Below are 17788 nucleotides of genomic sequence, written 5' to 3'. Positions count from 1 at the left end.
AGCGAGTACGTTACCAAAGAATGATGCTGAAGATGATTAAATATAGATATGTTTGTCGAACTGAATATTATAGAAATATAACAAGTTAAGATAGAGTAAGCGAATGATTTAACATTATATTATTGACCATAAGTCAAAACCCAGCTATTGATTTTATAAATCGTATAAGTAGTTGATTTGTTACATTTGCGACCAGATACAGAGATATGGTTATCATAGATGGGTGAGTGTTAATTAAAGCCCGCAATAATGATATAATAGGCGGTTTTTAGGGTCTTCCTTTTTAGCGCTGTCGTCAAAAACTGTCTTTTAAAAATAATAAGATAGCGTAAGGGGCAACTGAGCGTCATGTTTATGGTCTATCGATAATGAGATTAGTGGTCATTGGGGTCAATCACAAAACTGCACCAGTCGCTCTGCGAGAGCGCTTGGCGCTTGTGGGTGACGATGTAAATGTCGCACTCAAACAAATAGAAGCCTTTACTGATGGTAGCGTGATCGTCTCTACTTGTAACCGCACCGAAATCTATGCGCTAGTGCCGCACACTTCAACGTCGCATCATGCTAATAGCCAATTGTCTGACTCACAATCATCCGATATACAGGATGTCAAAGCTGCTGGCCAGTCATCATCTAATAATGCTTTTAGTAGTAGCATGAATATCTCGTCTGCTGCGATTAGTGCGCATATTACCAAAATCAAAACGTGGTTGGCTGACTTCAAGCAACTACCACTCGTTGATATTGATCCTTATCTCTATGTACATCGTGATACTCATGCATTGACTCATTGGTTGAGAGTAGCGGCTGGTCTCGACTCTATGATATTGGGTGAGCCGCAGATTCTCGGTCAAATCAAAAACTCTGTGCATCTGGCTCAAGACCAAAAAGTACTCAGTAATCAGCTCGGCTGGATTATCGATCAAGTGTTCGCTGCCGCCAAACGAGTGCGTAATGAGACGCAGGTTGGCGCACAGGCCGTATCGCTTAGCTTTGCTGCTGCCAAATTGGTCACACAGATATTTGATGATTTACCCAGTCGTACTCTACTGGTCGTTGCAGCAGGCGAGATGAATCGCTTGGTGGCCACCCATATCGCAGGGCTAGGGGTCGGACGAGTCATTATCTGTAACCGTAATCCCGAACGTGCCGAAGCATTAGCGGCTGAGCTACGTGGCCCTAATCGCCGCGTAGACGTTAGACCCTTACAAGAGTTACCGCAAGTATTGGCGGAAGCCGATATCGTTAGTAGTTGTAGTGGCAGTATGGATTTGTTGATTGATAAGACAATGACCATACAAGCGCTCAAGCGTCGCCGTTATCAGCCAATGCTTATGATAGATCTGGCCGTACCGCGCGATATCGATTCGACCATTAGCCGCATTGATGATGTTTATCTGTACTCTGTCGATGATTTGCAGCATGTGATTGCAGGTAATATCGAGCAGCGTCGCCAAGCCGCAGTGGATGCTGAGCTGCTAGTGAGTCAATTGGTGGTTGAAATAGATCGCCGCTTTCAGGTTCGCCAAGTTGGTAAAGATATTCAGCAGTACCGCGCGTGTACTCAAGGTCAGGTGGATAAGCTGCTGCATGAGTCTATTGCTAAGCTGCAACAGGACGATGTTAGTCCAGAAGATATCATCACTGAGCTGTCACGACGTCTGACTCAAACATTGACCCATGCACCATCGAAACTGATGCGTAAAGCTGCCCGCGAAGGCGATAGTGAGTTGCTAGACTTCGTGGTGTCAGGACTACAAGATGCTCATCGAGGGCATTGATGTTTTTATCGTGGCTTTATAAATCAAAACTTATCAACCAATACCTACCAATAAATGATCGATAGCGCAAGTCATATCGTTGCCTGAGCGTATCGTTGTCAACCTTCAGTATCAGTGCTAATATCAAGCTCTCATGGATGGCTTAGGTCAAGATATGTGCTGGTGTTTGCTCGTAATATGACTATAAATATATTAGCTTCACGTTAGTAGACCTCATCAGTGTTCGTTGTTTTTTATTTGTTTAGAAACAATGCATCTCTAGACAGCGCAAGACCTCACCATCAAATAATAGTACTTGATTATAGTGCTATCTGATCCATGTCGCATATTATCTAACCATACACTAGGAGTGTTCAATGCCTGCATTACGTCAAGATATCGATCCAAACGGCTTATTAGAGTATTCAGTGGTTTACACCGATCGTGCGCTGAACCATATGTCAAAAGCCTTTCAGCAAGTGATGAATGACCTATCTAGTGACCTAAAATCTGTGTATAACGCTGACGCCGTGGTGATCGTTCCTGGTTCTGGTACTTATGGTATGGAAGCAGTCGCTCGCCAGTTGGCAAATGATGAAGACTGTCTAATCATTCGTAATGGCTGGTTCAGCTATCGTTGGACGCAAATCCTAGAAAAAGGCAAAATCGCCAAATCATCTACAGTCCTTACGGCCAATCGTGCCGATGATAGTGAGTCGCCAAAACCGTTTGCTCCAGTCGATATCGACGTTGCCGCAGCCAAAATCAAAGAAGAAAAGCCAGCAGTGGTATTTGCGCCGCATGTCGAAACCTCATCGGGTATCATCTTGTCAGATGACTATATCAAAGCGTTGAGCGAGGCTGTGCATAGCGTTGGCGGATTGTTAGTCATTGATTGCATCGCCTCAGGCTGCGTATGGTTAGATATGAAAGCATTGGGTATCGATGTACTGATTAGCGCACCGCAAAAAGGTTGGAGCAGTACGCCGGGCGCTGGTTTGGTCATGCTAAGCGATACTGCTGTCAAAAAAGTAGACAGTACTGAATCTGATAGCTTTAGTATCGACTTAAAGCAATGGTTGAACATCATGCGTGCTTACGAAAATGGCGGTCATGCGTACCATGCGACTATGCCGACAGACAGCTTACGTCAGTTCCGTGATGCTGTGAATGAAGCCAAAGCAATCGGTTTTGATAAATTGTGTGACGCACAGTGGATACTTGGCAGACGTATCCGTGAAGTATTAGAAGCCAAAGGTGTTGAGAGCGTCGCTGCTGAAGGTTTTAAAGCACCTGGCGTTGTCGTCTCTTATACTGATCGTGATGACATGCATAAGGGTAGCGCCTTCGCTGAAATCGGGGTACAAATCGCGGCTGGCGTACCATTGAAAGTGGGCGAGCCTGATAACTTCAAAACTTTCCGATTGGGCCTGTTTGGCTTGGATAAATTGACTGATATCGATAGCACAGTAGCGCGTTTTGAAACGGCACTTGATAAAGTGCTGAGCCAGTAAAGATAACAATTAAGAGGGCTGATAAAGATAGTAATATGATAGCTTATTAAGTTTTTTCACCGCCTTTTTTAAAGCCTTTACAGTACAGTCTTTACAGTTATAAAAAATACTGAACCATTAGTGTCATGCTAGGTTCAGTATTTTTTTACCTTTTTATTATATTTTATAATATAATGTATTTTTATAAATTAATACTCAAGTACGTATTTAATAAACTTAATCAGGTAGTCCGTTATGAGCATACAAATAGACTGGCAAGCATTTACGCCGATCTCCTTAGTTGGGGGTCTAATGCTAGGTGTAGCGACGGTTATCTTACTGCTAGGTATCGGTCGTATAGCAGGTATCAGTGGTATTTTTTCAAGCCTACTAAAGCCCAAGCGTGTAGAGATGTGGCAGGTGCTGTTTATACTGGGTCTGGTCATCTCACCACTGCTATATCAGTTGGCAAGACCGCTACCTGAGGTAGCTATCAGTACTTCCGTGCCATTATTGATTGGTGCAGGGTTATTGGTCGGCTTCGGCACGCGTTTAGGTTCAGGATGCACGAGTGGGCATGGTATCTGTGGTAACGCACGGCTGTCTCCACGGTCATTGGCAGCGACTGTCACCTTTATGCTGTTTGGGATTGTGACCGTTTATATCGGTCGTCACGTACTAGGCCTACTATAGTCAGTTCAATATAAAAGAGGTACGTTTAAAATAGTGTTCTGCTAGTATAAACTTTCCTCGCTTGCTGTGTGCTTCGCACTCCAGAGGCTTCGAAAAATTTATCCTAGAAGCACTGTATTCTTTTTAAATTGAATCGACTATATAGCGAACTCATGGCAGATTGCCAGATGAAGACTGATGGTCGGACTCATACGCGAACGACATATGATGGTTAATAAAAGATAATAATAGCGAGATACGACGATGCTAAAAAATATAATCGGATTGCTAGCAGGACTGCTGTTTGGACTGGGACTACTGGTGTCAGGTATGACTGATCCTATAAAGGTACAAGGGTTTTTGGACGTATTTGGTGCATGGGATATCTCCCTTGCTCTTGTGATGGGCGGTGGTCTGATTGTCGCTTTCTTCGGTGTACGATTAGCAAAGCGTCAACAAAGCAGCTGGATTGGTACACCGATTGATATGCCAAGCAAAACTGTCATTAATAAAAAATTACTTATCGGTGCGATGTTGTTCGGTATCGGCTGGGGGCTAGTTGGTATCTGCCCGGGACCTGGAATTGTATTGCTCGGTACTGGTCAATGGCAAGCCTATGTGTTTATTCCTGCCATGATTATAGGAATGCTGGTTTATAAATGGCTTGAGCCTAAGCTTGGTTAACATAACTAGTTCTCTATAAATAGACGAGCGCTCAAAAAAAGGTCAGCTATATGTAGCTGACCTTTTTGATGAATGTTAATTGACGATATGATTTAATAAATAACAGTTTTATTTAGCACTGGCGGTTACTTTTGGCGTTTCGTGTGCCAATGATTTAGCCGCTTGGCGTAGCTCAAACTTTTGAACTTTACCGGTACTGGTCTTAGGTATTTCTGCAAAGACAATATATTTCGGCACTTTAAAACCTGCTAGGTGCTGACTACAATGCTCCATCACCGTATCACGTTGCAGCGTGCTACCGGCGTGAATCTCGATAAAGGCGACGGGCACTTCGCCCCATTTATCATTTGGTGCGGCGACGACGGCACAGCTCTCAATCGTAGGTAGTTTATACAAGATGTTTTCTACCTCGATACTAGAGATATTCTCACCGCCTGAAATGATGATATCTTTTAGTCTGTCCATAATTTTGATATAGCCATCAGGATATTTAACACCCAGATCACCCGTGCGGAACCAGCCATCAGCGAATGCCTCTTCGGTAGCTTTGCGGCTTTTTAGATAGCCTTTCATCACCATATTGCCACGTAACGCCAGCTCACCCATCTCTTCTCCGTCAGCGGCGACTGGCTCGGTAGTACCTTGTTTAAATACCTCAAACCCTGCCATCAGATGTGATGTCATGCCTTGGCGTGATTTCTTTTGGGCGCGTGTGGCTACATCTAGCTCATTCCATTCTTCTTGCTCAGCGCAGACCGTCACTGGCCCATATACTTCAGTGAGACCATAAACGTGAGAGATATGAAAGCCCATCGCTTCCATTGCAGCCAGCATGGTTTCGGATGGCGGTGCACCCGCGACCCAACCTTTGACCGTATGGGTGATAGCTTCTTTATACTCTGGTTTGCCACCCGCAATCATATTGTGCACGACCGGTGCAGAGCAATAATGGCTAACTTGATACTTGGCAATCAGCTGCAATATCAAGTCAGCATCAATTTTTCTCAAGCATACATTGACCCCAGCACGCTCGGCGATGGTCCATGGAAAGCACCAACCGTTACAGTGAAACAGCGGTAGCGTCCATAGATACATGGGGTGTTTGGGCATGTCCCAATCTAAAATATTAGAGACAGCATTGAGAGTTGCGCCGCGATGGTGATAGACCACACCTTTGGGCTTGCCTGTCGTCCCAGAGGTATAATTCAGCGCAATAGCGTCCCACTCATCCGTCGGCATCTCCCAATTATCCAAGCTGTCTGAACTGGCTACCAATGCTTCATAACTCATGAGCCCAAAACGCTCGACATCGACAGCTTTGTCCGTTGAATGAATGACGATTAAGTCTGGAAAAGTCTCATCAATAATCTCAGCATGCTCAGCAAACTCGCTGTCTAAGATTAAGACCTTGGCTTCGGAATGCTGCAAACAAAAGGTAAGTGCATTAATATCAAGGCGGGTGTTTAAGGTGCAGAGTACGCCGCCTGACATAGGCACACCAAAGGCGCATTCGACCATCGCTGGCGTGTTCGGTAGCATCACGGCGACCGTATCATTTTTATCGATACCCAATTTGCGCAGGCCATCAGCCAGTTGGCGGCAGCGGGTATAGGTCTGTTGCCATGTCTGAGTGAGGTTATTGTGTTCTAGGTCGTCATAAATGATGGCAGTCTTATTAGGATAAACTTGCGCGCTGCGAATGATGAAATCAATAGGGGTAAGTGGTTGATGGTTGGCGGCATTTTTGCCAAGACCTGTATGGAAATCTGTCATGATGATAGTCCTTTATCGTATTTCTATAATGCGTCAGTACATTAACGTCAGTACATTAACGTCAGTATATTATTTAGTACAGTAATCTAGCATAGAAATTATAGGTATAAGTCGATATTTATCGATTTATACCTTAATCTAATCTCTAAGTGATATTAAGTTAACGGTATATAATGTACCTCAAAAGTTGGCTGGGTTTTGTGGTGTTTGCTTAACCATATGCCACAGTACAGCCTGATACACCGTCCCGCTCGTTATATCAATTAATATAGTGCTCACTCATCAGTCGCTTGTCTGCATAGCTGACAATAATCGCGGTGTGTTACGATATCGATGATGCTAAACCTCTTAGCTCCACTAATTCTAAAAAGCCGTTTTTAAGAAGTAGCCTCATAAACTATTCATAAGGAAAATGATATGTCTGCCAGCCATAGTGCCAATACGATCCAAACCGCTAGCACCAATGAACACTATCCGCATTTATTTGAGCCGCTAGATTTGGGCTTTACTACGCTAAAAAACCGTATGGTTATGGGCTCAATGCATACTGGGCTTGAAGACCGTTTTTATAATTATGGCAAGCTGGCGGCGTATTTTGCAGAACGTGCCAAGGGCGGCGTGGCAATGATGATCACTGGCGGTATCTCGCCTAACCGCGAAGGTTGGTTGTTGCCTGCTGGCGGAACGATGAATACCAAAGCTGATGTTATCAATCACCAGCGTGTCACCCGTGCTGTGCACAAGCACGACAGCAAAATCATCATGCAGATATTGCACAGTGGTCGCTATGGCTATCATCCTTTTGCCGTATCCTCTAGCCCGATTAAATCTCCAATCTCACCGTTTAAGCCACGCAAGATGAGCATCAAAAACATCGAGCAGACGGTAAAAGATTACGCTCGCTCAGCCAAACTTGCCAAGCAAGCAGGCTATGATGGCGTCGAAATCATGGGTTCTGAGGGCTATTTGCTCAACCAGTTTTTATCAAGCCATGTGAATAAGCGTAAAGACATCTATGGTGGTGATATTCATGGACGTATGAAGTTTGCTGTTGACGTGGTCAAAGCGGTACGTGAGGCGACTGGCGAAGATTTTATTATTCTATTCCGCTTATCAGTGATTGATTTGGTCAAAGACGGTAACGTCATGGATGAAGTCATCACCGTGGCCAAAGCGCTAGAAGAAGCGGGCGTGACCATCATGAACACTGGTATCGGCTGGCATGAAGCGCGTGTGCCGACTATCGTGACTAGCGTACCACGAGCCGCTTTTGTTGATTTCACTGCTGAAATCAAAAAACATATCAGCATCCCGATGATGGCGGCCAACCGTATCAACATGCCAGAGACAGCAGAAGAAATCGTTGCGACTGGTCAAGCTGACATGATTCAGATGGCGCGTCCATTCTTGGCTGATGCGCACTGGGTCAATAAAGCCAAAAATGGTCAGACAGATCGTATTAACACCTGTATCGCTTGTAACCAAGCCTGCCTCGACCATACGTTTGAAAACAAACGCTCGACTTGTTTGGTCAATCCGCAAGCTTGTTATGAGACTGAATTGGTCTATAAGAAAACCAAAAAACCGAAAAAAGTCGCCGTCATCGGCGGCGGTGTTGCTGGTATGTCAGCGGCTCATGTGGCGGCCTTACGTGGTCATGACGTGACTCTGTTTGAAGCTAAAGACGTGCTTGGCGGACAGTTTAACTACGCTAAAGTCATCCCTGGTAAAGAAGAGTTCTTTGAAACTATTCGCTACTACATCAATGAGCTTGAGCATCTGGGTGTTGAGATTAAACTGAATACCAAAGTCGATAAGGACATGCTTGAAAAAGCTAAGTTCCATCATGTCATCGTGGCAACGGGTGTCGTACCGAGAAGTCTAGAAGGTAAGCTCGAAGGGGCTGAGCTGCCACAAGTAATGAGCTATGCTGAGCTACTGTCTGGCGAAAAAGCAGTGGGTAACACAGTCGCGGTCATCGGTGCTGGTGGTATCGGCTTTGATGTAAGTGAATATCTAACGGCTAATCATGGTAAGTCACTGGATGAGATCGGCCCTGAGGGACTAAAAGATCCAAGCTATCGTCCTGAACCACAGTCTATCAGCGAGTGGCGCGAAGAGTGGGGCGTGACCAACGATACCGACTATCAAATTGATGGTGGTCTGGTCAGACCGCACGCGATTAAGCCAATCCGCCAAGTTTATCTCATGCAGCGTAGCAAAGGCCGTCTGGGTAGTGGTCTGAACAAAACCTCAGGCTGGGTACATCGTGCGCATATCAAATCTCACGGCGTGATCCAAGTCGCTGGCGTGCAATATGACAAAATCACCAACGAAGGTATCTGGGTGACTAACCCACAAGGTCAAAGCCAGTTATTACGTGTCGATAGTGTCGTTGTCTGTGCCGGTCAAGAGTCAGTCGTTGAGTTGATGCCAAATGTTGGTGATGCACCAGACGCGCAATATCACCTAATTGGCGGTGCTAAGCTAGCGGCTGAACTAGATGCCAAACGTGCGATTCGTGATGGTGCTGAAGTTGCCGCTCAGATCTAAACTCTTTAGCATGAATGTTAAATAATGGACGGCGAGGGGGATATCTCTTGCCGTCCTTTTTTATTTAGAATGAAAAATTGACTTATTAAATTGGATATTCAGTTCAGCTTATGTTTATTCTGAGAGAATAGAGAGGTGTTGTTTACTTACTCATGCTCTAATACAATACCGTCAAAATATCCTCGCGCACCACAATGCAGTCTTCTATATTGATCATCCATATCTCTTAATAATAATTGAGTTTTACCCTTATGAAATGCTGGATATAAGCGTAGCTCAACGTTTTTATCTGATTGATCATCGTTGATGACCCAATGATTCTGTGACCATACGGCCTTACTCTCTCCTAAATCACAAGTATGAGCATTGGTAAAAATCAAAACGCCCTCGATAATAGAAAGATAAGGTTTATTAGCGATACTATGAATCGATACCGTGTTTTTCGCCTCTCCTGTATCCTCCCAGCGTTGAGTACCTGAATTATATATTGAGATTTGAGAGATTTGAGAAAACTTACCAAAGGCATTTTTACTCGGTAAATCAGAAGGACTTAACTCATCTGAAAAATTCCAAGCCACACCGTAACTGCTTTGCTCTTCGATATACTCTTTATACTCGCGTATCAGACATTCTTCACTTTTACAGGTATTACGCTGAAACGTAAGCCATGTGCGTTGGTTAGCAATGAACCTATCTTTAAAAGCTTTGCTGTCTTCATAGTCAGGAGCAGCGCCAAGATTGATTTTATATTTCTTCGCCATTGTGTCATCAAGCTTAGAAAGCTCAGGACTGTCACAAACGGTTTTTTCTACCCAGCTAGCAGCTTTGTTGCAATCAAAACTTGCTGAATTTGCATAAGTGGAAAGTAGGCAAGTGCCTAAAATACCGATTGTAGTGATGCATAACCTTTTCATATTACCCTCATTTTTTAGAGCTTGATTGTATTTTAAGAAAGCTACCACTGTGATATATGTGTCATCATCACTATTTTCAAAAAATGAATCAGTCCACCCATCCTAGCCCAACTAACCAGCCTCACTCACTTACCAACTGCCAATATTCTCCATCGAAATCCAAGGCTCAATAGGTTCTAAGTCTTCGCCATTTTGTAGCAGCTCAATTGAGATATTATTAGGGTCTTTAACAAAAGCCATATGGCCATCTCTTGGCGGTCTTAATATCTCGACCCCTGCCTGTATAAAGGTGTCGCACTGTGCATATATGTTGTCGACTCTAAAGGCAAAGTGCCCAAAATTATCGCCATTGGTATACTCTTTTTCATCCCAGTTGTGTGTCACCTCAATTTCTGGTGCACCCTCATGCGTTGCTAAAAAATATAAGCTGAATCTGCCTGATTCAGAATCTTTCTTTCTTAGCAGTTGTAAGCCCATAAGGTCACAATAGAAAAATAACGTTTCTTCTAGTTTGTTGGTTCTAATCATTGCATGTAAGTACTTCATGAAAATACCTTAATATTGATTATTCATAAAAAATGGAGTAATGGTAGGGTGCTTGTTATGCATCATTAATATACAAAATCTCAGATGGCGTATGTATGGTATCAATACCGTTAATTACATAAAGCGCATTTGTGTCAGTAGCTTTTTATCAAGCAGTGTAAGCAGCACACTCTGCAATACTTGTTATATTAAATCTGACGTCGCAAAATCTAACCTTCCATCTCACCAACCAACCATTTTTCAAAATCACCCACCTGAGCCGCCAATTCAGGTTGCGCTTTTGCTAACTCATCGAGTTTGTTTTTAATCTCAGGCTTATTATATTTAACGCCAGTCAATGTATTCTTAAGTAGGTCAATAAGCTCAACATTTAGCGCATCAGAAAAGATGACAACCTCGGTAATCACGGCTTGCTTCACATCCATATGCACATCTATCATGCCCCAATCAAAGCGCGTCTCGATATGATGGCTAAACTCAGGTGTCTTGCCAAAGCGCCAATCCCAGTCTGCCATCTGTTGATAGTAAGCGTTTAGCGTCGGCTGCTTGGCGAGGCTGGCTTCATCTAATGGCTCGACCTGTGCAATCTCTCCATGATATTTACAAAACGCTTCGATAATCGCATCAGACAAGGTCTCGTGATTGATAGCCTCATTAAAATCTACCAAGTTTGCCACGCGCGCACGTACAGACTTGATGCCTTTTGCTTTGAGCTTTAGCGGATGCGGGTTCAGATAGTCGCCAAGCTTTTGCATATTGGCATTGACCAGCAATGTGCCATGATGAAAGCTACGATCGGCGGCATGTCTAAATGCGCTGCCCGATATTTTGCGGTCGCCTACCTGCATGTCGTTGCGACCAGACAGCGTAGCGTCTATGCCGAGTTTCTTAAGCGCATTGATGATGATAGTGAAGTTTGCTTCTTGGTCGTAAGCATCACTGGGCGATAAAAAAGTAAAGTTGGTATTGCCCAAGTCATGGAATACTGCGCCGCCGCCGCTCTGACGCCGTGCTAAAAACACATCGTCTGCTTCCATCTTATCGGTTTTGCACTCTACCCATGGGTTTTGCGAGCGTCCAATAACCACGGTCTCAGAGTTACGCCATAAAAATAGAGTATGCGAGTCGGGGTTGAGCGTATTAAATATCCAATCTTCGGTGGCAAGATTAAACCAAGGATTGGTCACAGCAGACTTTAGGATGCGCAGTTTCATGTATTTGACTCTTTAATAAACTGGGTTGGTGAGTAGATTTTATAAATAGGTAGCATCATTCTTACCGATGCAGGGTTGTAATTCAATGGCTGTCTAACAGGGAGGTTGATTTTATCAGTGGTTTTGTCAGTGGTGAAGGCGTTGAGTATATAGAGAAAACGGTGAGAAAGTTTCATAGAGGATGGGGCTAAGGTTGATGCTTCAGTTTTTAGCAGGCGGCAATAAAAGCCAAGCAAAACACTCAGCTTTATTGCACTATAAATTGCTAGAGTACTCTGCTCTATTTAGCACAGATTTCCCACTGCGATTTTGTACTAAGATAACATTGCATAACCGCTTTACCAGACTGCGCATAGGCATCACTGACGATACGCTGATTGGTTGGCAGACGATATCTGATGATCGCGGGCTCGTCATTGACGGTGGTGGTCCATCCAGTCACTTCATTACGGTCATTATAATTTGCACTGGTAGAGGTTGCCATTTTGCCAAATCCTGGCAGATTATAGGAGACCTGTCTAAAACTATAACTCATCGCTGCACCCTCAGCGCCCTCATACTGACAGTTTAGCTTTTTTTGTAGTTTATCTTGCTTATAAACATAGCAAGTGGTCTCATCTGAGAACTGACCAACCCCGCAAAAACCTGCCGTTGCAACTGATATCATACCGACAAATAACGCTATCCTTTTCATAATCATTCCTCAATAATTTATAAATCCTACTAATGATGTTTGCCATCTATTTTGTGTATTGCCAAATACTAACCAATACTTTTTAGATAGTAGAAAATTAGTGAACAAATATCAACTAATATATTTTGAGAAAATCTTGAATTGATTTATCAGAGCTACTTTTAACAACAGTATTATTAAGAGTAGCTGTTATAGGGTAGTGCTATAAGCAGGATTTACTATGACCGTGGATCTGTTTTTATAGGTATTGAACGGATGACTTACTTAAGGGTGACTTTGGAGTTCTTTAGTATGTGAATAGAAAGGTGCTGGAATAGGCTAAAGTATAAGAAATATAGGATAGGCGCTGCTTACTGTATGGTGCTCAATAAAAGGGATTTGTCCAAATTTACAGATTATCAAAAAGGTGAAAACCTTAAAACTGTGCTAAAAAAATCAATAAGTGGATAAAAACTCACTATAAATTTTATAAAAAATTACCCATCAAACAATTAAAAAGTTATCATCATGAGTTTTTAATCACATGATAATTTTTACAACGCATCAGACGCTTATGACCGACACGAGTTGGTAAACGCAGTCTAAGCGCTTAATAGGATTACCCAATGACCAACCGTGACCTCATCATCTTTGTGACGCTCTCTTTTATGTGGTCACTCTCTTTCGTTTTTTATCGTATTGGCGTGCCTGAGTTTGGCTCATTGGCATTCGCCAGCTTGCGTGTGATATTCGCCGGATTGGTCATGTTGGTCTTTGTATTGCTCAATAAGAAAAACAGAGTAGGCATCAAGGAGCATTGGAAAATGCTAGCGCTCGTTGGCTTGTTTTCAGCAGCGCTGCCTTTTGTGTTGTTCTCGTTTTCCGCGCAATCAGTGAACGCAGGCGTGCTAGCCGTGCTAAATGCTTCTGTACCGATGATGAGTGGTTTTATCGCTAGAGTCTTCTTTAAAGATAGGCTATCGAAAAAACAAGCACTCGGTTTGGTCATTGGGGTGATTGGGGTAATCATACTGATGAGCGAAAGCTTGTTTGGTGGCGGCGAGCCAGGCAAAGGATTGATCGAAGGACTCCTACCGATGGGCTACGCGCTACTAGCCTGTGTAGGTTATGCGCTTGGGGCCAACATCACCAAGAACTATCTGTACGAAGTATCGCCAGTCGCTATCACTGCAGGCTCGCTCATTATCGGTAGTATTATTATGCTGCCGGTGGCTTTTACAGAGTTTCCTTATGGCAAAGCGATCAGCATAAAGGCATGGGTTTCGGTGATCTGTATTGGTGTGTTTTCAACCGCCATTGCCCTTATTTTTATGAATCAGTTGATCAAAAATATTGGGCCAACGCGTGCCACGAGTATCACGTTAGTCATCCCAATTTTTGCTATTATTTTAGGGTATCTATTGCTTGGCGAGGCGCTAAATATACAAGCCATCATTGGTTCGATTGTGATATTGATCGGCACATATCTGTCATTAGAGCTATCAATTAAGAAAATGCTAAAGCCAAAAGACAAGACCCAGACGAACAGTATTTAAGGCTTAGTAAACAGTCTTCGTAGTAAACAGATACGAAGATTTGTATAGGTGAATATTACTGTATCTGTTTGTAAATATTGCTTGGAATAATGAAATCTGTTCCCTATAAAGGTAGGCGCTAAACGTAGAGTTACTAATGATATTATAAGTTTTTCTAAACAGCATTCGATAATAATCAGTATGAATGATGGTTGCTATAACTAAAGATCATAAATAGCGACAATAACCAATAGGACAGATTATGGCACACGATATTTTATTTGAGCCTGTAAAAATGGGCACACAAACGCTAAAAAACCGCATTATGATGGCCCCACTGACACGTCTGCGTGCCGTTGAGCCAGGCGATGTCCCTATCACATGGGCAGCAGAGTACTACTCGCAGCGTGCAGGGGCGGGCCTTGTCATCACTGAGGCAACGCAAGTATCGTTTCAAGCAAAAGGCTATGCAGGCGCACCAGGGCTACATACTCAAGATCAAGTCACTGCATGGAAAGCCATCGTTGACAATGTCCATGCCAAAGGTGGCAAGATCGTCGTCCAGCTATGGCACACAGGACTTGTCTCACATGAAAGCGTACAACCTGAACGCCGTGCGCCAATTTCAGCCTCAGATGTCGATGTAGGTATCCGTACCTCATTGCGTGATAGTGACAACCAAGCCATTCGCGCGGATGCCACGCCGCCGCGCCCAGCCAGTCTTGATGAGATTCAGCAAGTGGTTACTGACTTTGCGCATGCAGCCAAGTGCGCGCAGGAAGCGGGGTTTGATGGTATTGAGATTCATGGCGCGCATGGTTATTTGCTGCATCAGTTTTGGGCCGAGCATACCAATCAGCGTGACGATGAATACGGTGGCAGCCGCGAAAACCGCGCGCGTCTGACCTTAGATGTTATCGATGCATGTGTGGATGCTTGGGATGCAGATCATATTGGTATTCGTATCTCGCCACTGGGCACATTCAACAATGTTGAGGGAGGCTACGAAGAAGACGATAACATTTGGCTGATTGAACAAATCAATAAGCGTGGTCTAATGTATTTGCATCTGTCAGAGCCAGATTGGGCAGGTGGTACGCCGTATAGCGATGAGTTCCGTCAGCGTGTCCGTGATGCGTTCGATCAGACCATCATCGCGGCGGGTGGCTATGATGCGGACAAAGCTGAGAAGAACATCAAAGCAGGCTATATCGATGCGGTAGCATTCGGTCGTGATTATATTGCCAACCCTGATCTCGCTGAACGTATTCAAGAGGGCGCACCGCTCAACGAGCAGCATCCAGAGAGCTTCTATGGTGGCAGCACGGTTGGCTACACTGATTATCCGTTTATGGATCAGGCGCAATAGTTTATTTGTCGGTTCTGCTGACTAAATAGCTAAATTATGCTTCATAAAAGCCCTCTGACTATTGATAGTTAGAGGGCTTTTTTTTACGCATTTATTTTGATTAATATCCAAAATTGCCTGTTTGATAATCACGGAACGTTTGTCGTAGCTCATCTTGGGTATTCATGACAAAAGGACCGTGACCTGCGACCGGTTCACCGATTGGCTCGCCGCTTAGCAGCAGCAATTTGATAGGTGCGTCTTCATCGGTAGTTGCAGGGTAGGTGAGTTCGATAGTATCGGTCTTAGGTAAGGATGAACATTCAGTTTGAGTGCCTACATTAGCTTGGATAGGCGCTGAAAACTCTATCAGGCTGCCTGCACTGACGGCTGTACCGTTGACCAATACTTGACCTTCTTGTACCAGCAGTAGGGTATTGTGCGTTTTCGGTATTTGTAGCGAGGTTGTACCTGCTGTATGTAGCTCGATATCCCACATATTGACTGGCGTAAAGGTCGTTGCTGCTCCCGTTATCCCATGCCAGTCACCGGCAATAATGGCAGCTTGACCGATGACAGTTTGCTCGTCGCTATTGTCTATCAGATCAACGATAGGCATATCAGCACGTTTGATAGACTGATATTTGGGGTCGGTCAGCTTGTGGGTGCTTGGCAAGTTGACCCATAACTGCACCATACTAAATATGCCACCACGCTGACCGAATGCTTCAGAGTGGAACTCTTCGTGCAGAATACCGCGACCAGCAGTCATCCACTGTACATCACCTTCTAAAATATCACCGCGCCCACCTGTCGAATCTACATGACTAATCTCACCTGCATAAGCAATGGTGACAGTTTCAAAACCTTTATGTGGGTGTTGACCAACGCCATGTGGCTGCATTTTATAAGCGGGGTTGGGTGAAAACGTTGTTGGCTTGGCATAGTCTAATAATAAGAAAGGATCAGTATGGCTATAATTAAGGTCTGGATTATCATCTAGATGACTGATCAGAGTTTTTACAAAAAAGCCGTCACCTACCCAGTGCGACTCTTTTTCACCGTGAATGTGTTTAATTGAACGCATGGGTCACCTCATTAGTCTAATTAGAATTACTATCAATAGAAAAGCTATTATTAAGTAATACTACTATGAATATAAGAGTAGATTGTATGAGTTTTTATTACTATTTCATTCCTAGTGCTGTCGGCAGCGATTAAGCAAACGTTAAAAACTTATAAGTGTCCATGATTAGACGATCTCACCACTCACAAAACCACTTGCCCATGCCCACTGAAAATTATAACCACCAAGCCAGCCGGTCACATCAAGCACTTCACCGATAAAGTATAAGCCGTCTTGTAAATTGCTTTGCATCGTTTTTGAAGAAACCTCATCAGTTTTGACGCCGCCGCGTGTGACCTCAGCGGTTCGGTAGCCTTCCGTGCCAGAAGGTTTGAGCTGCCAACCATTAAGGGTAATACCAAGCTCTGTGAGACGTTCGTCTTTAATATTAGCAAGCTCCGTATCTTTGATGTCTTCCCACAGATGCGTCTGTAGTGCTTCTAATAGCTTCTTGGGTAATGCATTATCTGTGTTTTCTGCCAATACGGTACGAATAAGCTGGCGTGGATGTGACTTTTTGCGAGCAAGTAAAAGCTCAGTGACGTCTATTTCAGGCAACAGATTGATACTGATGGTTTCGCCAGTCTGCCAATAGTTGGAGAGCTGTAGCATGGCAGGGCCAGAGAGGCCACGATGGGTAAATAGCACGGGTAATTTAAAAGAAATACGCTCGTTACTGGCAATAACTGGCAGACTGATACCAGCCAAGGCACGGATAAGCTCGCCTGTTTTATCAGTGAAGGTAAACGGCACAAGACTGGCATTAGTAGGTACGAGCGTATGCCCAAACTGCTGCGCCAACTCATAGCCAATACCACTTGCTCCCATGGTCGGGATAGATAGCCCACCAGTAGCGACCACCAAAGATTCACAGCTATAGCGCGTTTGCGCGGACTGAGTGCCGCTCGCGATGTCTTTTTTACCAAGCTTTTTACTCGTCGTTAGATAAAAGCGCTCACCGTTATCATGAGCAGCAGTTTTAACGTGATCAATCTGAGCATTAAGCTTTACTTGTACGCCTACAGCCGTGCATTCATCTAGGAGCATAGACAAGATATCTTGTGCCGAGTCGTCACAGAACAGCTGACCGTGTTCGCGTTCATGGTAGGCAATCTTATGCGACTCTACCATGCCGATAAACTCCCAACTTGGGTAACGACTTAGCGCTGATTTGCAGAAGTGGGGATTGGCACCAATAAAGTGCTCAGGCTCTACAAAGTAATTGGTGAAGTTGCAGCGACCACCACCTGACATCAAAATCTTTTTGCCAGCTTTATTGGCATGATCCAAAACCAATACGCGGCGACCGCGCCGTCCGGCAGTCAGTGCACAGTACAACCCTGAAGCTCCAGCACCGATGATAATGACGTCATAGTGAGTATGGTTTTGTGCATTGCGTTGATTAGTCATTGCGGTCTCGTAAAACGATGGGGTGAAAAAAGTATAACCAGGCCAAGCATTGTTTTTATTAAAAACGCGGCTGACATTTTGTTAAAT

14 protein-coding genes are annotated in these 17788 nt (G+C 44.1%); 7 read left to right on the top strand and 7 right to left on the bottom strand.

The window, feature by feature from the left end; genetic code table 11:
- Positions 1 to 368 precede the first annotated feature (368 nt).
- The 4 genes from hemA (at position 369) to I3254_RS03955 (ending at position 4609) form a co-directional block, all read left to right on the top strand.
- Positions 369 to 1781, top strand: a complete 1413-nt coding sequence (hemA, locus tag I3254_RS03970; protein WP_238051379.1) for a glutamyl-tRNA reductase — start codon at positions 369 to 371, stop codon at positions 1779 to 1781.
- Positions 1782 to 2137: 356 nt separating this feature from the next.
- Positions 2138 to 3274 carry an aminotransferase class V-fold PLP-dependent enzyme gene (locus I3254_RS03965; protein WP_238051369.1) on the top strand — a complete coding sequence of 379 codons (1137 nt, stop codon included), beginning with the start codon at positions 2138 to 2140 and terminating at the stop codon, positions 3272 to 3274.
- Positions 3275 to 3508: 234 nt separating this feature from the next.
- On the top strand, positions 3509 to 3946 hold the full coding sequence (locus tag I3254_RS03960; RefSeq protein WP_165597767.1) for a YeeE/YedE family protein: 438 nt from the start codon (positions 3509 to 3511) through the stop codon (positions 3944 to 3946).
- A gap of 243 nt (positions 3947 to 4189) precedes the next feature.
- Positions 4190 to 4609, top strand: a complete 420-nt coding sequence (locus tag I3254_RS03955; RefSeq protein WP_238051367.1) for a DUF6691 family protein — start codon at positions 4190 to 4192, stop codon at positions 4607 to 4609.
- Positions 4610 to 4717: 108 nt separating this feature from the next.
- Here the strand turns inward: I3254_RS03955 and I3254_RS03950 are convergent, their stop codons facing one another.
- Entirely contained in the window at positions 4718 to 6382 is a 1665-nt protein-coding gene (locus I3254_RS03950; protein ID WP_238051364.1) for an AMP-binding protein, read from the bottom strand.
- A gap of 417 nt (positions 6383 to 6799) precedes the next feature.
- Between I3254_RS03950 and I3254_RS03945 the strand changes: the two genes are divergently transcribed.
- Positions 6800 to 8935: an NADPH-dependent 2,4-dienoyl-CoA reductase gene (locus I3254_RS03945; protein WP_238051362.1), complete on the top strand. Its 2136-nt coding sequence runs from the start codon at positions 6800 to 6802 to the stop codon at positions 8933 to 8935.
- Between the two features lie 146 nt (positions 8936 to 9081).
- On the opposite strand, the gene I3254_RS03940 is transcribed toward I3254_RS03945, so the two are convergent.
- From I3254_RS03940 to I3254_RS03925, 4 genes are all read right to left on the bottom strand, one after another.
- A complete protein-coding gene (locus I3254_RS03940; RefSeq protein ID WP_238051359.1) occupies positions 9082 to 9849 on the bottom strand; it encodes a lysozyme inhibitor LprI family protein in 768 nt (255 codons plus the stop codon).
- A gap of 129 nt (positions 9850 to 9978) precedes the next feature.
- Positions 9979 to 10395 carry a VOC family protein gene (locus I3254_RS03935; RefSeq protein WP_238051357.1) on the bottom strand — a complete coding sequence of 139 codons (417 nt, stop codon included), beginning with the start codon at positions 10393 to 10395 and terminating at the stop codon, positions 9979 to 9981.
- Positions 10396 to 10604: 209 nt separating this feature from the next.
- On the bottom strand, positions 10605 to 11609 hold the full coding sequence (locus I3254_RS03930) for a lipoate--protein ligase (RefSeq protein ID WP_238051355.1): 1005 nt from the start codon (positions 11607 to 11609) through the stop codon (positions 10605 to 10607).
- Between the two features lie 280 nt (positions 11610 to 11889).
- On the bottom strand, positions 11890 to 12303 hold the full coding sequence (locus tag I3254_RS03925) for a hypothetical protein (RefSeq protein ID WP_238051353.1): 414 nt from the start codon (positions 12301 to 12303) through the stop codon (positions 11890 to 11892).
- Between the two features lie 605 nt (positions 12304 to 12908).
- Between I3254_RS03925 and I3254_RS03920 the strand changes: the two genes are divergently transcribed.
- Both I3254_RS03920 and I3254_RS03915 read left to right on the top strand, forming a co-directional pair.
- Complete coding sequence (locus tag I3254_RS03920; RefSeq protein ID WP_238051351.1) at positions 12909 to 13838, top strand: DMT family transporter; 930 nt, start codon at positions 12909 to 12911, stop codon at positions 13836 to 13838.
- A 241-nt stretch (positions 13839 to 14079) separates the two neighbouring features.
- A complete protein-coding gene (locus I3254_RS03915; RefSeq protein ID WP_238051349.1) occupies positions 14080 to 15186 on the top strand; it encodes an alkene reductase in 1107 nt (368 codons plus the stop codon).
- A 100-nt stretch (positions 15187 to 15286) separates the two neighbouring features.
- Here I3254_RS03915 and I3254_RS03910 read toward each other — a convergent pair whose 3' ends face one another.
- Both I3254_RS03910 and I3254_RS03905 read right to left on the bottom strand, forming a co-directional pair.
- Positions 15287 to 16252: a pirin family protein gene (locus I3254_RS03910; RefSeq protein WP_238051345.1), complete on the bottom strand. Its 966-nt coding sequence runs from the start codon at positions 16250 to 16252 to the stop codon at positions 15287 to 15289.
- Between the two features lie 165 nt (positions 16253 to 16417).
- Entirely contained in the window at positions 16418 to 17701 is a 1284-nt protein-coding gene (locus tag I3254_RS03905; RefSeq protein WP_238051343.1) for an NAD(P)/FAD-dependent oxidoreductase, read from the bottom strand.
- Between the last annotated feature and the right edge of the window lie 87 nt (positions 17702 to 17788).

Source organism: Psychrobacter sp. Ps2 (assembly GCF_022129405.1).
In the GTDB taxonomy this organism is placed as follows: domain Bacteria; phylum Pseudomonadota; class Gammaproteobacteria; order Pseudomonadales; family Moraxellaceae; genus Psychrobacter.
This window is presented reverse-complemented; position numbering and strand designations above follow the sequence as displayed.

Excerpts from the sequence above, each read along its gene's own strand:
- I3254_RS03930 (WP_238051355.1), bottom strand. The coding sequence starts at position 11,609 with ATGAAACTGCGCATCCTAAAGTCTGCTGTGACCAATCCTTGGTTTAAT.
- I3254_RS03910 (WP_238051345.1), bottom strand. The coding sequence starts at position 16,252 with ATGCGTTCAATTAAACACATTCACGGTGAAAAAGAGTCGCACTGGGTA.
- I3254_RS03915 (WP_238051349.1), top strand. The coding sequence starts at position 14,080 with ATGGCACACGATATTTTATTTGAGCCTGTAAAAATGGGCACACAAACG.
- I3254_RS03955 (WP_238051367.1), top strand. The coding sequence starts at position 4,190 with ATGCTAAAAAATATAATCGGATTGCTAGCAGGACTGCTGTTTGGACTG.
- I3254_RS03950 (WP_238051364.1), bottom strand. The coding sequence starts at position 6,382 with ATGACAGATTTCCATACAGGTCTTGGCAAAAATGCCGCCAACCATCAA.
- I3254_RS03935 (WP_238051357.1), bottom strand. The coding sequence starts at position 10,395 with ATGAAGTACTTACATGCAATGATTAGAACCAACAAACTAGAAGAAACG.
- I3254_RS03920 (WP_238051351.1), top strand. The coding sequence starts at position 12,909 with ATGACCAACCGTGACCTCATCATCTTTGTGACGCTCTCTTTTATGTGG.
- I3254_RS03965 (WP_238051369.1), top strand. The coding sequence starts at position 2,138 with ATGCCTGCATTACGTCAAGATATCGATCCAAACGGCTTATTAGAGTAT.
- I3254_RS03905 (WP_238051343.1), bottom strand. The coding sequence starts at position 17,701 with ATGACTAATCAACGCAATGCACAAAACCATACTCACTATGACGTCATT.
- I3254_RS03945 (WP_238051362.1), top strand. The coding sequence starts at position 6,800 with ATGTCTGCCAGCCATAGTGCCAATACGATCCAAACCGCTAGCACCAAT.
- hemA (WP_238051379.1), top strand. The coding sequence starts at position 369 with ATGAGATTAGTGGTCATTGGGGTCAATCACAAAACTGCACCAGTCGCT.
- I3254_RS03960 (WP_165597767.1), top strand. The coding sequence starts at position 3,509 with ATGAGCATACAAATAGACTGGCAAGCATTTACGCCGATCTCCTTAGTT.
- I3254_RS03925 (WP_238051353.1), bottom strand. The coding sequence starts at position 12,303 with ATGAAAAGGATAGCGTTATTTGTCGGTATGATATCAGTTGCAACGGCA.
- I3254_RS03940 (WP_238051359.1), bottom strand. The coding sequence starts at position 9,849 with ATGAAAAGGTTATGCATCACTACAATCGGTATTTTAGGCACTTGCCTA.